The following is a 16,532-nucleotide window of genomic DNA, read 5'->3' as shown; positions in this document are numbered from 1 at the left end:
CGATATTGGCGGATGCCCCCCATTCACCGGCCCTGTCGGTGGACGTGGTGCCCGCCGCTGAACGCCAGCAGCTATTGGTGGACTTCAATGCCACTGACCGTGATTTCCCGCAGGCGGCCCTGATCCATGAGTTGGTTGAGCAACAAGCCGCACGTACCCCGGATGCTACGGCTGTGCTCTTTGAAGGACAGTCACTCAGCTATGGTGAACTGAACCGCCGCGCCAACCAGTTGGCGCATCATTTAATTGCACTGGGCGTACAGCCCGATGACCGGGTGGCCATCTGTACTGAACGCAGCCCGGCAATGGTGGTGGGCCTGCTGGGAGCCATTAAAGCCGGCGGCGCTTATGTGCCCCTCGACCCCACTTATCCGACTGAACGGCTGGCCTATATGCTGGCGGATGCGGCGCCGGTGGTCCTGCTGACCCAGACGTCACTGGCTGAGAGATTGGACAGCAGCCTGCCTACCGTACTGCTGGATACCCCGGCCTGCGATAGCTGTGCGGACAATAACCCTGACACTCAGGCCCGGGGACTGACGCCTCAACATCTGGCATATGTGATTTACACCTCCGGCTCCACCGGTCAGCCCAAAGGGGTGATGGTTGAACATAGTGGTCTGCGCAACCTGATTAATTCACAAATTGAAGCATTCCGTATCACAGCTGACAGCCGGTTGTTGCAGTTTGCTTCTTTCAGCTTCGATGCCTGTATCTCTGAAATTGCCACTACATTGTGTCAAGGTGCCTGCCTTGTGTTGGCATCCCGCGAAGCCTTGTTGCCCGGTGAGGCTTTGCTCAACACTCTGCAAACTCAAGCAATAACCCATGTGACTCTTCCCCCTGTTGCGGCCAGTGCCTTAGCACCTGATGCCGATTTGCCCGACCTGATGACTTTAGTTTTGGCCGGTGAAGCTTGTCCACCCGCGTTGGTCAAACGATGGGCGTCGGGGCGACGGATGATCAATGCTTATGGGCCGACAGAATGTACCGTCTGTGCAACTCTCTATCTTTGTGATGCCCGGGATGAAAAAGCGCCTCCCATTGGTCAACCCATTGCCAACACCCGGATTTATATCCTGGATGCTCAGGGCCAGCCGGTACCTCTTGGCGTGGCCGGTGAGATCCACATTGGTGGTGCGGGTGTAACCCGCGGCTACCTTAACCGCCCGGCACTGACGGCAGAGCGTTTTATTCCCGATCCGTTCTCAAGTGTATCGGGTGCCCGGCTGTACAAGACGGGCGACCTCGGCCGCTGGTTGCCGGATGGCAATATCGAGTACCTTGGCCGCAACGATTTTCAGGTCAAGCTGCGCGGTTTCCGCATTGAACCGGGGGAAATTGAAGTGCGCCTGACCCGGTGTGCGGGGGTGCAGGAAGCGGTGGTTATCGCCCGCGAAGACCGCCCGGGTGACAAACGTCTGGTAGCCTATCTCCGGCCTCAGCCCGGCGTTGAACTGGTGCCGGCTGAGCTGCGCCAGCAACTGGCCCAGCATCTGGCCGATTATATGCTGCCCGGTGCCTTTGTGATGCTGGAAACTTTCCCGCTGACCCCGAACGGCAAGCTCGATCGCAAGGCGCTGCCTGACCCTGAGCAATCTGCTGTGGCAACGCGTGGTTATGAAGACCCTGAGGGCGAACTGGAAACCCTGCTGGCGCAGATTTGGCAGGAGTTGTTGGGCTTGGAGCGTGTTGGCCGTCATGATCATTTCTTTGAACTCGGCGGGCACTCACTGATGGCGGTCAGTTTGATTGAACGATTGCGCGGCGCTGGTTGGCTGCTTGATGTCCGCAGCATCTTCTCGACACCGATTTTATCCGAGATGGCTCTGGCGATACAAGCCCATCAGGGTAAACCGGCCTTTGTCGTGCCGCCCAATCCCATTACTGGAGATAGCACTATCCTCACCCCAGATCTGTTACCGATGGTGAAACTATCCCAGACTGAACTCGATACTATTGTCAGCACCGTTCCCGGTGGTGTGGCCAATGTGCAGGATATCTACCCGCTTGCCCCTTTGCAGGAAGGCATTCTGTTCCACCATCGCTTGCAGGAACAAGGGGATACCTATCTGTTGAACAGCTTGGTGGCTTTTGACAGCCGTACACGTCTTGATGCCTTCCTTGACGCACTGCAACAGGTGATCGATCGCCACGATATCCTGCGTACCGCCATCTGCTGGCAGGGACTGACTCAGCCCGTACAAGTGGTCTGGCGTCAGGCCCCCCTGTCAGTGAACACCTTTGTGCCCGTTTCCGCAGAGAATGTGCTGGCTCAGCTACAGACCCACACCAACCCACGTCAGCGCCGGCACGATCTCAGTCAGGCACCACTGTTTACCGCCGATATTGCTTATGATCCGACCAGCCATGAATGGTTGTTGGCTTTGGGTTTCCACCACCTGATCGGCGATCACATGACACTGGAACTTATCATCGCCGAAATCCGCCTGTTGTTGCAGGGGCGTGCGGGAGAACTGTCCGATTCGCTGCCATACCGCAATTTTATCGCCCAAACCCTGAGCGTGCCGGCTTCTGTGCATGAGGATTATTTCCGTACGCAGCTCGCCGATGTCGATGAACCAACCGCCCCCTTTGGTTTGCTGAATGTACAAGGCGACGGTGAGGATGTATCAGAAATTAATATCCCTCTGGATACCACGCAGGCCCGGGCAATCCGCAATCAGGCCCGCCGCCTGGGGATTAGCCCGAGTGTACTGTTCCATGTTGCCTGGGCACAGGTGTTGGCACAAACCAGCGGCCGTGACGATGTGGTCTTCGGCACTGTGCTGCTGGGCCGCTTGCAGGGCTCAGCCGGAGCCGATCGGGTAATGGGGTTATTTATCAATACACTGCCATTGCGGGTATCCCTTGCCGGTCGCAGTGCACGGGAAGTGGTGCAGGCCACCTACCATAATCTCACGACACTGCTGGAACATGAGCAGGCTCCTCTGGCGCTGGCCCAGCGTTGCAGTGGTGTGATGCCGCCGATGCCATTGTTCAGTGCCCTGCTCAATTACCGCCATAGTCAGCCAGATGCAGACGATACAACCTGGGATGGCATGCGCTTGCTGGTGACAGAGGAGCGGACTAATTACCCGTTGACCCTCTCGGTGGATGATTTTGGGGAAGGTTTCAATCTTGTGGCGCAGGCTATTTCAGGGATTGACCCCACTCGAGTGGCCAACTATCTGGTTACGGCCATCAGTGGCCTGACTGAAGCACTGGCAACTGAATCCCGGCAATCTATTTTGAGCCTGCCGGTTCTGCCTGCTGCTGAACGTCAACAGATATTGGTCGATTTCAACGCCACACAGGTGGATTTCCCGCAGGAAGCCCTGATCCACGAGCTGTTCGAACAACAGGCTGAACGTACTCCTGACACTATTGCTGTCGTGTTCGAAGAGCACTCTCTCAGCTACAAAGAACTTAACCACCGTGCTAATTGTCTGGCCCATCACTTGATTGCACTGGGAGTAAAACCCGATGACCGGATCGCTATTTGCGCCGAGCGCAGCCCGGAAATGGTGGTCGGCTTGCTGGGTATCCTGAAAGCCGGAGCCGCCTACCTGCCGCTTGATCCGGCTTACCCCGCCGAACGGCTGGCCTATATGCTCAGCGACGCGGCGCCGGTGGCCCTGCTGACCCAGACGGCCTTGCTGGAAGCCCTGAACAGTCCCCTGCCGACGGTGGTGCTTGATGACGGGAGCGCATCCGGTTGGGATAACGGCCCGGCCGCCAACCCGGACACCCGGGCGCTGGGGCTGGCTTCACACCACCTGGCCTGTGTGATTTACACCTCCGGCTCCACCGGCCAGCCCAAAGGGGTGATGAACAGCCACCGGGCCCTGTGCAACCGCCTGGTCTGGATGCAGGCGGCCTATGGCCTGACCCCCGCTGACCGTGTCCTGCAAAAAACCCCGTTCAGTTTCGATGTTTCCGTCTGGGAATTCTTCTGGCCGCTGCTCTGGGGGGCGCGTCTGGTGATGGCCCGTCCCGAAGGGCATAAAGATACCGGTTATCTGGCCCGGTTGATTGAGACTGCCGGTATTACCACCCTGCACTTTGTGCCGTCCATGTTGCAGCAGTTTGTCCAGAGGGTTTCGCCGGAGCACACCTGTGCCTCCCTCAAGCGGGTGATTTGCAGTGGTGAAGCGCTGCCACATGAGCTGCAACAGCGCTTCTTCGCACGTTTCGAAGCCGAGCTGCACAACCTGTATGGCCCGACCGAAGCCGCGATTGATGTCACCCATTGGACCTGCCAGCGCGGGGATAAGCGCCACTTTGTCCCGATTGGCCGCCCCATCGCCAATACCCAACTTTATATTCTGGATGCACTGGGTCAGCCGGTGCCGCTCGGGGTAGCCGGTGAAATCCATATCGGCGGGGGGGGCGGGGGCCGCGGTTACCTGAACCGACCAGCCCTGACAGCGGAGCGCTTTATCCCCGACCCCTTCTCCCCCGCCCCGGAGGCCCGGCTGTACAAGACCGGTGACCTCGGCCGCTGGCTGCCCGACGGCAGTATCGACTACCTCGGCCGCAACGATTTTCAGGTCAAGCTGCGCGGTTTCCGCATTGAACTGGGGGAAATTGAAGTGCACCTGACCCGGTGTGCAGGGGTGCAGGAAGCGGTGGTTATCGCCCGTGAAGACAGCCCGGGGGACAAACGTCTGGTGGCCTATCTCCGGCCGCAGCCCGGTACTGAACTGGTGCCGGCTGCCCTGCGTCAGCAACTGGTGCCGCATCTGGCCGATTACATGCTGCCCAGCGCCTTTGTGATGCTGGAAACGTTCCCGCTGACCCTGAACGGCAAGCTGGATCGCCGGGCGCTGCCGGCGCCTGACCAATCTGCTGTGGCAACGCGTGCCTATGAAGCACCAGAGGGTACATTGGAAACCACGCTGGCGCAGATTTGGCAGAACCTGCTCGGGCGAACCCGCATCAGCCGGCACGACCACTTCTTCGAACTCGGCGGCCACTCACTGATGGCAGTCAGCCTGATTGAACAACTGCGCAATGCCGGCTGGCGGCTTGATGTGCGCAGCATCTTCTCCGCGCCGGTCCTCACTGACATGGCGCAGGCTGTCCGGGCGAATCAGGGGGAAGCCGCCTTTATTGTGCCGCCTAATCGCATTCCTGACGGCAGCACGGCGCTCACCCCTGAAATGCTGCCACTGGTCACGTTGTCTCAGGCAGAAATCGACACCATTGTGGAAACCGTGGCAGGCGGGGCGGCCAATGTGCAGGATATCTACCCGCTGGCGCCATTGCAGGCGGGTATCCTGTTCCATCACCGGTTGCAGGAGCAAGGTGATGCCTATCTGTTGCACCATCTCATCGCCTTCGATACCCGGGCACGCCTTGACGACTTCACGGCGGCATTGCAAGCGGTCATCAACCGCCATGATATCCTGCGTACCGCGGTTTGCTGGCAGGGACTGACACAGCCCGTGCAGGTGGTCTGGCGTCAGGCACCACTGTCAGTGACAACATTTGTCCCCGCCAGCCCAGACAATGTGCCGGCCCAATTGCAGGCGCACACCGATCCACGTCAACGCCAGATCGATCTTAGCCGGGCACCGCTGTTTGCTGCCGACATTGCCCACGATCCAACCAGCAATGAATGGCTGTTGGCCCTGAGCCTCCATCATGTCGTCTGTGATCATATGACGTTAGGGCTTATCATTGCCGAAATTATCCAGTTGTTACAGGGACAGACAGAAACTCTCCCGATCCCTCTGCCTTACCGTAACTTTATCGCCCAAATCCTGAGCGTGCCCGCCTCCGTGCATGAGGATTATTTCCGCGCCCGGCTCGCTGATGTCGATGCCCCGACAACACCTTTCGGCCTGCTTGATATACAGGGTGACGGTGAGGATGTGACCGAAGCCCGTTTTCTGCTGGATACCTCGCTGTCGCAGGCGATCCGCATGCAGGCCCGCCGCCTCGGTATCAATCCTGGCGTACTGTTCCACGTGGCCTGGGCTCAAATGCTGGCGCAAACCAGCGGCTGTGATGATGTGGTATTCGGGACGGTGCTGCTTGGCCGACTGCAAGGCTCCGCCGGCGCCGATCAGGTGATGGGGATGTTTATCAATACGCTGCCAGTGCGGGTATCCCTGGCTAACCGCAGTGTACGGGAAGTCGTGCACGCTACCTACCATGATCTGATGGCGCTACTGGAACATGAACAGGCACCTCTGACACTGGCACAGGGCTGTAGTGGCGTGAAGCCACCGATGCCATTGTTCAGTGCCCTGCTTAACTACCGCCATAGCCAGCCGGGTACAGACAATAAGGTCTGGGATGGTATGCGCATATTGAACGAAAAAATACGTACCAATTATCCGCTCACCCTCTCAGTGGATGATTTGGGAGAAGATTTCAGCCTGCTTGCTCAGGCCGTTGCGGGTGTTGAACCTTTACGGTTGATAAATTACTTGATCACTGCGATTAGCGGACTGGTTGAAGCACTGGCAACTGAACCTGAGCAATCTATTCTGAGCCTGCCGATCCTGCCTGCCGCTGAACGTCAACAGCTATTGGTAGATTTCAATGCCACACAAGCGGACTTCCCACAGACGGCCCTGATCCATGAGCTGTTTGAGCAACAGGTTAAGCGTACCCCGGATGCCATCGCCGTAGCATTTGAAAGTCAGTCACTGAGCTATGCCGAACTGAACCACCGCGCAAACCGATTGGCCCATCATCTGCTGGCTCTGGGCGTGCAGCCGGATGAGCGGGTCGCCCTCTGCGTTGATCGCAGTCCGGAGATGGTGGTGGGGCTGCTGGCTATTCTTAAATCTGGCGGCACCTATGTCCCTCTGGACCCGGCTTATCCGGCTGAACGCTTGGCTTATATGCTGGCAGATGCCACTCTCGTAGCGCTACTCACCCAGTCTGCGCTGATTGGGGTGCTGGGCAGTAATCTGCCTACTGTCATACTTGACGCCCAAGAATTACCTGTCTTTGACAAAGAATCGGAAGAAAACCCCAATGCTCAGGCACTGGGGCTGACTTCACGCCATCTGGCCTATGTGATTTATACTTCTGGCTCCACCGGGCAGCCTAAAGGGGTGATGGTTGAGCATCGCAGCTTGTGTAATCTGGTTGATGCACAAATAAAGACCCTTAACATTACAGCCGATAGTCGCCTATTGCAGTTTGCTTCTTTCAGTTTCGATGTCTGCATACAGGAGTGTTTCATGGCGCTCCTGACAGGGGCGCGCCTCCAACTCGCCCAACGTGCAAAACTCCTGCCGGGCCCTGAGCTGTTCCATACCCTGAAGGAAAATGCCATTACCCATATGCTCCTGACACCGACGGCATTAGCTGCATTGGAAACCATACCTGCGACATTGCAGACCTTGGTTGTGGGCGGCGAGATTTGCTCTCCAACACTGATCAAACGCTGGGCAACAGGACGGCGCATGATCAATGCCTATGGCCCAACGGAAAGTACCGTCTGCACAACTTTCTACCTATGCAATCCACAAGATGGGAAAGTACCGCCTATCGGCCAGCCTATTGCCAATACCCAAATCTATATTCTGGATACACAGGGTCAGCCCGTGCCGCTCGGTGTTGCTGGTGAGATCCATATCGGCGGGGTCGGCGTGGCCCGCGGTTACCTCAACCGCCCGACACTGACGGCAGAGCGTTTTATTCCTGATCCTTTCTCAACAGAACCCGGTGCCCGGCTGTACAAGACGGGTGATATCGGCCGCTGGCTGTCGGATGGCAATATCGAATACCTGGGTCGCAACGATTTTCAGGTCAAGCTGCGCGGTTTCCGCATTGAACTGGGGGAAATTGAAGCGCACCTGGCCCGGTGTGCGGGAGTACAGGAAGCGGTGGTTATCGCCCGTGAAGATCTCCCCGGTGACAAACGTCTGGTGGCCTATGTCCGGCCGCAGCCCGGTACTGAACTGGTGCCGGCTGAACTGCGCCAGCAACTGGCACAACATCTGGCCGAGTATATGCTGCCCGGCGCCTTTGTGACACTGGAATCCTTCCCGTTCACCCCCAATGGCAAGCTTGACCGTAAGGCACTGCCGGCTCCTGACCAGTCAGCAGTAGTCGCCCGTGACTATGAGGCCCCCATCAGTGAACCGGAAATCCTGCTGGCGCAGATTTGGCAGGAGTTGTTGGGTTTGGAGCATGTCGGACGTCATGATCACTTCTTTGAACTCGGTGGTAACTCACTGATGGCCGTCAACCTGATTGAACGGTTACGTGGCCTAGGTCAGGCACTTGATGTGCGCAGTGTTTTCTCCGCACCCGTGCTTACCGACATGGCTCAGGCGATACAGGCACATCAAGGTAAACCGGCCTTTGTCGTGCCGCCCAATCCCATTACTGGAGATAGCACAGTCCTCACTCCAGACTTATTGCCGCTGGTGACGCTGTCCCAGACGGAAATCGATTCGATCGTTGAGACAGTGGCCGGCGGTGCGGTTAATGTACAAGATATCTATCCGCTCGCACCGCTTCAGGAAGGTATTCTGTTCCACCATCGAATGCAGGAACAAGGGGATACCTATCTGTTGAACAATTTGGTGGCCTTTGATAGCCGTACACGTCTTGATGCCTTCCTTGGCGCCCTGCAACAGGTGATCGACCGCCATGATATCCTGCGTACCGCCATCTGCTGGCAGGGGCTGAACCAGCCCGTGCAGGTGGTCTGGCGCCAGGCGTCATTACCGGTGAACACCTTTGTCCCCACTTCAGAGGGGGACGTGTTGGCTCAATTGCAGGCCCACACCAACCCACGCCTGCGTCGGCTTGACCTCAGCCAGGCACCACTGTTCGCCGCCGACATCGCCCATGACCCGACCAGCCATGAATGGTTGCTGGCACTGAGTTTCCACCATCTGGTCGGTGATCATATGACTCTGGCACTTATCGTCGATGAAATCCGCCTGCTGTTAGAAGATCGTACAGAGGAATTATCCCATCCCCTGCCGTACCGTAACTTCATCGCCCAAACCCTGAGTGTACCGGACTCGGTGCATGAGGACTATTTCCGCGTTCAGCTTGCTGATATTGATGCGCCTACAGCACCTTTTGGCCTGCTGAATAGGCAGAATGACGAAGAAGATATTGCCGAAGCCCGTTTGCCGCTGGATATCACGCTGGCCCGGGCGATCCGCAGCCAGTCCCGCCGTCTGGGCATCAGCCCGAGTGTACTGTTCCATGTTGCCTGGGCACAAGTGCTGGCGCAGACCAGCGGTCGTGATGATGTGGTCTTCGGCTCTGTGCTGCTCGGTCGGTTGCAAGGCTATGCCGGTGCTGATCAGGTAATGGGAATGTTTATCAATACCCTGCCGCTGCGGGTATCCCTTGCTGGTCACAGCGTGCTGGAAGTGGTACAGGCCACCTACCGTAACCTCACGGCACTGCTGGAACATGAGCAGGCTCCCCTGACGCTGGCCCAGCGTTGCAGTGGTGTGATGCCGCCGATGCCATTGTTCAGTGCCCTGCTCAATTACCGCCATAGTCAGCCAGATGCAGACGATACAATCTGGGATGGCATGCACTTGCTGGCGACAGAGGAGCGGACTAATTACCCGTTGACCCTCTCAGTGGATGATTTGGGGGAAGGTTTCAATCTCGTGGCGCAGGCTGTTTCAGGGATTGACCCTTCTCGAGTGGCCAACTATCTGGTTACGGCCATCAGCGGCCTGACTGAAGCACTGGCAACTGAATCCCGGCAATCTATTTTGAGCCTGCCGGTTCTGCCTGCTGCTGAACGTCAACAGATATTGGTCGATTTCAACGCCACACGGGCGGATTTCCCGCAGGCCACCCTGATACACGAGCTGTTCGAACAACAGGCGGCCCGGACCCCGGATGCCATCGCGGTGGTGTTTAAAGAGTGTACACTCAGCTACGGTGAGCTGAACCGCCGCGCCAACCGGCTGGCCCATCACCTGATTGCCCTGGGTGTGCAGCCGGATGATCGCGTCGCCATCTGCGTTGAACGCAGCCTGGAGATGATGGTGGGCTTACTGGGCATTCTCAAGGCTGGTGCAGCTTATGTGCCATTGGATCCGGCCTACCCATCCGAAAGGCTGGCCTACATACTCAACGATGCTGGGCCGGTTGCTCTGCTTACCCAATCAGCCCTGATCGAAACGCTGGGCAGCAGCCTGCCTGCTGTGCTGCTCGACATCTCAGTTTTTGGCGCTTATGCAGAGAGTAATCCTGATACTCATACACTGGGATTAACCTCACGCCACTTGGCATATGTCATCTACACCTCTGGTTCGACGGGACATCCTAAAGGGGTCATGGTTGAACACAGGAACATCATTGCATCCACTTATGCCCGACAATTGACGTATCCGCATTTCGAACGGCTTTTACTCTTGTCTTCAATCGCCTTTGACAGCTCCCTCGCCAGTATCTTCGGTACACTCACGCGCGGAGGAAGTTTATACCTTCCAGAACAAGAAATTACTGTCAACCCTACCGCCATTTTGCAGGCTCTGCACCAGAATGCCATCAGTTGCCTATTATGTGTGCCCTCTTTGGCTCTCAGTCTGTTGCAACTCGCCAATAAAGAAGATATGGCATCCCTCCGAGCCCTCATTGTAGCGGGTGAACGTTGCCTGCCTGAGCTTCATACCCGAATTGAACAGTTAGGGTTACCTATTGCTCTCTATAACGAGTATGGACCGACAGAGGCGACAGTATGGGCCTCGGTTTATCAGGTCATGTCCCACGACTTGTTCAATGTCCCTATCGGCCGGCCAATCGCCAATACTCAGATCTATATTCTGGATGCGCAGGATCAGGCTGTGCCGATTGGCGTGGCGGGTGAAATCCATATCGGCGGGGTGGGTGTTACCCGCGGTTATCTTGATCGTCCAGCACTGACGGCAGAACGATTTATACCTGATCCATTCTCAACAGAACCCGATGCCCGGCTGTACAAGACGGGTGATATCGGCCGCTGGCTGCCGGATGGCAATATCGAGTACCTGGGCCGCAACGACTTTCAGGTCAAGCTGCGTGGTTTCCGCATTGAGCTCGGTGAAATCGAGACACGCCTCGCCCAATGCCCCGGAGTGCGCGAAGCGGTTGTTATCGCCCGCGAAGACATTCCCGGAGAAAAACGTCTGGTGGCCTATCTCCAGCCGCAATCCGGCGTTGAACTGGTGCCGGCTGAACTGCGCCAACAGCTTGCGCAGCAACTGGCTGAATACATGATCCCCAGCGCCTTTGTGATGTTGGAAACTTTCCCGCTGACGCCTAACGGCAAACTCGATCGTCAGGCACTGCCGGCCCCTGACCAATCTGCTGTAGCAACACGTGTCTATGCAGCGCCAGAAGGTACATTGGAAACCGCGCTGGCGCTGATCTGGCAAGATTTGCTGGGGCTGGAGAGCGTCAGCCGCCATGATCACTTTTTCGAACTGGGAGGTCATTCACTGATGGCGGTCAGCCTGATTGAACGATTGCGTAATGCTGGCTGGTTGCTTGATGTACGTAACGTTTTCTCCACCCCCGTACTCACCGAGATGGCTCAGATGATACAAGCCCATCAGGGTAAACCGGCCTTCGTTGTACCGCCTAATCGCATTACCGAAGATTGCACTACCCTTACCCCTGACCTGCTGCCGTTGGTGACGCTGTCTCAGGCGGAAATCGATACCATTGTCGGCACCGTTCCCGGCGGCACGGCCAATGTGCAGGATATCTACCCTCTCGCCCCGCTGCAGGAAGGCATTCTGTTCCACCATCGGTTGCAGGAACAGGGGGATGCTTATCTGTTATGCAGCCTAGTGGCCTTTGATACCCGCGAGCGCCTTGATGCTTTCCTCAGTGCCTTGCAACGGGTGATCAACCGCCACGATATCTTGCGCACCGCTATTTGCTGGCAGGGACTGACTCAGCCTGTTCAAGTTGTTTGGCGTCAGGCGTCATTACCGGTGAACACCTTTGTCCCCACGTCAAAGGACAATGTGTTGGAAGGGAACGTGTTGGCTCAGTTGCAGGCTTACACTGACCCGCATCAACGCCGCTTGAATCTGAATCAGGCGCCGTTGTTCTCCGCTGACATCGCCCATGATCCGGCTAATCATGAATGGCTGCTGGCACTGAGTTTCCATCATATGATCAGCGATCATATGACATTGGAGCTGATCGTTTCTGAAATCAACTTGCTGTTGCAAGAACGTGCAGAGCTTCTCCCTGTACCCCTGCCGTATCGCAACTTTATTGCCCAGACACTGAACGTGCCAGCTTCCGTGCATGAAGACTACTTCCGTGCCCGGCTCGCCGATATTGATGCACCAACGGCACCTTTTGGCCTGCTTAATGTGCAGGGCGATGGTAAAGATGTGGCCGAAACCTATTTGAAGCTGGATACCACGCTGGCACGGGCGATCCGAAGTCAGGCCCGCCGTCTGGGCATCAACCCGGGTGTGCTGTTCCATGTTGCCTGGGCTCAGGTGCTGGCGCAGACCAGCGGTCGTGATGACGTGGTCTTCGGCTCTGTGCTGCTCGGCCGGTTGCAAGGCTATGCCGGTGCTGATCAGGTAATGGGAATGTTTATCAATACCCTGCCAGTACGGATATCCCTTGCGGGCATCAGTGTACTGGAAGTGATACAGGCCACTTACCAGGACCTAATGGCGCTACTGGAACATGAACAAGCTCCTCTGGCGCTGGCTATTCGCTGTAGCGGTGTGACACCCCCCATGCCATTGTTCAGTGCCCTGCTTAATTACCGCCATAGTCATTCAGGGGCGGCCGATGCTAAAGTTTGGAACGGCATGCGTATGCTGACAGCAGAAGAACGCACAAACTATCCATTGACCCTCTCAGTGGATGACTTAGGGGAAGACTTTAGCCTAGTCACTCAGAGCGTCTCGGGAATTGATCCCACCCGGCTGGCTAACTACCTGATTACTGCTATCAGCGGCTTGGTTGAAGCTCTGGCTAACGACCCCCAGCGACTTGTTTTGAGCCTGCCAATCCTGCCTGCCGCCGAACGCCAGCAGTTATTGGTTGATTTCAACGCTCCCCAAACCGACTTCCCGCAGGAAGCCCTGATCCATGAACTGTTTGAGCAACAGGCCATGTTGGCGCCTGATGCCATCGCCGTGGTGTGTGCAGGTCAGTCCCTCAGTTATGGTGAACTGAACCGCCGCGCCAACCGGCTGGCCCACCACCTGCTGACCTTGGGTGTACAGCCGGATGACCGGGTCGCCATTTGCGTTGAGCGCAGCCTGGAGATGGTGGTCGGTTTGCTGGGCATTCTGAAAGCCGGAGCCGCCTACCTGCCGCTCGATCCGGCCTACCCGGCCGAACGGCTGGCCTATATGCTCAGTGATGCGGCCCCGGTGGCCCTGCTCACCCAGTCCGTGCTGGCCGAAACGCTGGACAGCCACCTGCCGACAGTGGTGCTTGATGCCCGCTCACCGTCCGCCCTTGACGGAGCGCCGGACAGCAACCCTGACAGCCGGGCAAGGGGAGTAACCTCACGCCATCTGGCGTACGTGATTTACACTTCCGGCTCCACCGGCCAGCCCAAAGGGGTGATGGTGGAACATGCCAACATCCTCCGCCTGTTAGCGGCCACGCAGGATTATTTCCGGTTCAGCCATCATGATGTCTGGACCCTGTTCCACTCTTTTGCTTTTGATTTCTCAGTATGGGAACTGTGGGGGGCCCTGGCTTACGGTGGCCGGCTGGTTATCGTCCCCGCAGCCTGTGCCCGCTCGCCACAGGCATTCTATGCCCTGCTGTGTGACGAACGCGTGACAGTGCTGAACCAGACACCGAGTGCATTCCGCCAGCTTATCCCGGCCCAGGATGACACCGCCCACGCCCTGCGCTGCATTATCTTCGGCGGGGAGGCACTGGAATTGCCTTCGCTGGCACCGTGGATCGCCAATAACCCGATCAGCCAGACCCGGCTGGTCAATATGTACGGCATCACCGAAATCACCGTCCATGCCACCTATCGGGAACTCACCGGGGATGATATCAGCGGGGGACGGGGCAGCCTGGTTGGTCAGCCGTTGCCTGACCTGCATGCCTATCTTCTTGATCCCCACGGCCAGCCGGTGCCCCTTGGCGTGACCGGCGAGCTTTATATCGGCGGGGCCGGTGTGGCCCGCGGTTACCTTAACCAGCCAGCGTTGACCACAGCGCGTTTTATCCCTGACCCCTTCTCCACTACGCCCGGCTCACGCCTGTATAAAACCGGTGACCTCGGCCGCTGGCTGCCGGATGGCAATATTGAATATCTGGGCCGCAATGATTTTCAGGTCAAGCTGCGCGGTTTCCGCATTGAACTGGGGGAAATTGAGGCACGCCTTGCCCAGTGCTCTGAAGTGCGCGACGCTGTTGTCATCGCCCGCGAAGACATCCCGGGCGATACCCGTCTGGTAGCTTATCTGCTCCCTCAGCCCGGTACTGAACTCGTGCCGGCTGCACTGCGTCAGCAACTGGCGCAACATCTGGCCGATTATATGCTGCCCAGCGCCTTTGTGATGCTGGAAGCCTTCCCACTGACGCCGAACGGCAAGCTCGATCGCAAGGCACTGCCCGCCCCTGAGCAGTCAGCCATTGTGGTACAGGGCTATGTACCTCCTCAGGGTGAGGTTGAAACCATGCTGGCGCAGATCTGGCAGGAGCTGCTGGGGCTGGAACGTGTCGGACGCCATGACAATTTCTTTGAGTCAGGTGGTCATTCGTTGTTAGCTGTGCAATTGCTGAACTGCATAAGTGAGCAAGGCATGGAAGTGTCGTTGGCTACTTTATTCTCTCATCCAACATTATGTGATTTGGCGCTGGCGATTAACGACAAGTCAAACAAACCAAGTTCACCTTTTGACGCAAATCCTGTGCCGTTAAGCCCTAAAGGCAGCTTATCACCATTATTCCTGGTACACGAAACCACAGGTGACCCGTTGGTTTATTCACTACTGGCGACTTTGCTGCCGCCGGAACGTCCTGTCTATGGGTTACAGGCACTAGGCCTCCATACCCTAGAGAAGCCTCCGACTTCCATTGAAGAGCTTGCCGCTTACCATGTTCAAGCCATTCGTCGGGTTCAACCCCACGGCCCCTATCATCTCGCAGGTTGGTCAATTGGGGGTGTCATTGTTTACGAGATGGCCTTGCAGCTGATTAGCCACGGTGAAGAAGTCAAATACCTTGGTATGATCGATTCCTACAATTTAAGCGGACTCAAAATTGGTACTGAAAGTGGACATAATATTGATGCCAATAAATCTGTAAATGATACGCAGAAAGATATCAATACGATTATTGAATATCTGCGTGATCATATCGATGTTATTGATAAACATGATTTGGATAAGCTTTATGACTTCAATGACATGGACAAACTCCTCACCTTTTGTGAAGAACACCAATGGTTACCAACCGGTATTACAAAAGCGGATATCCTCCTTCGTATTTATACTCAGAGAGCCATTTTACAATTTGGTCAAAAATATATTGCTCCCGCTTCATCTTTATCCATCCATCTATATACAGCAGATAATTTACCTGCTGAATATGACTCTTGGCGGGGCTGGCGCAATATTGTTGGAGAGAATTCCGTACTTCATTCTATTGGCGGGACTCATAACTCCATCATGCAACAGCCTTTGCTCGGCCAATTGGCTGATTTGATCACTGAGCACTTGTTGCCCACAACCTACACCCCGAATATTGTCATCCAAAATGGGGACAAGTCTATTCCGCCACTTTTCTGTATTCCTGGAGCAGGTGCCAACGCTTCCGGTTTTATCGGATTGGCATTGTCCCTTCCACCGAAGTTACCTGTACACGCTTTGCAGTCTCGTGGCCTGATAGATGCGCATCTTCCCCCTTATATTAGCGTCGAAAGTTCGGCTCACGCTTATATTCAGGCAATCCGTCAGACACAGCCTCATGGCCCCTATCACTTGCTGGGACATTCCTTCGGTGGTTGGATAGCCTTTGAGATCGCGTTGCAACTACAGGCGCAAGGAGAACAGGTCACCGATCTCATACTTGTTGATACCAGTGCCCCTGATCCGCAGGATAGTGTTCCTAAAGCTGTCGGCCGGATTGAAACGCTGATGAAGTTGATCGATATCTACAACATGATGCTGACTCAGCCATTACCGTTTACCAGCCAAGACTTCGAAAATCAGGAACCGGACGAACAAATTCGCACCCTGTTTCAAGCCCTGGTGAATGCGGGCATTTTCCCAGGGGATGCGAATACATCGCTGTTGCAAGGGATTGTCCAAGTTATGCAAGCCAATCTGAACACGAGTTATACACCACATACCCGTTATAAGGGACTTGTTCATCTGATTAATGCCAAAGAAGGAGATATTGATGAAACAGAAGCTCACGAGAAAATGGGGCGCAGGCATGTGACCCAGCTAAGTACAATAACCGCACCTGGTAATCACATGACTATGCTGTCTAGCCCACAAGTTAATCAGCTTGCCACTTTACTGTGGGAAAAATTGGATTATGTCAGCACTAATTTCGGGGGCTGGTTTATGAAGTAG

At 56.2% G+C, this 16,532-nt stretch carries 1 protein-coding gene (running past one end of the window); it reads left to right on the top strand.

Annotation, left to right across the window (positions count from 1 at the left end; all coding sequences use genetic code 11):
• A protein-coding gene (locus tag Xsze_RS14615; protein ID WP_099139142.1) for a non-ribosomal peptide synthetase crosses the window boundary here: on the top strand, positions 1 to 16,532 show its 3' portion. The gene continues 4,666 nt to the left of window position 1, outside the view; 16,532 of the gene's 21,198 nt are visible here — the last part of the coding sequence; its start codon lies beyond the left edge, outside the window; the stop codon is at positions 16,530 to 16,532.

The sequence above is a fragment of the Xenorhabdus szentirmaii DSM 16338 genome (assembly GCF_002632585.1).
GTDB lineage: Bacteria > Pseudomonadota > Gammaproteobacteria > Enterobacterales > Enterobacteriaceae > Xenorhabdus > Xenorhabdus szentirmaii.
This window is presented reverse-complemented; position numbering and strand designations above follow the sequence as displayed.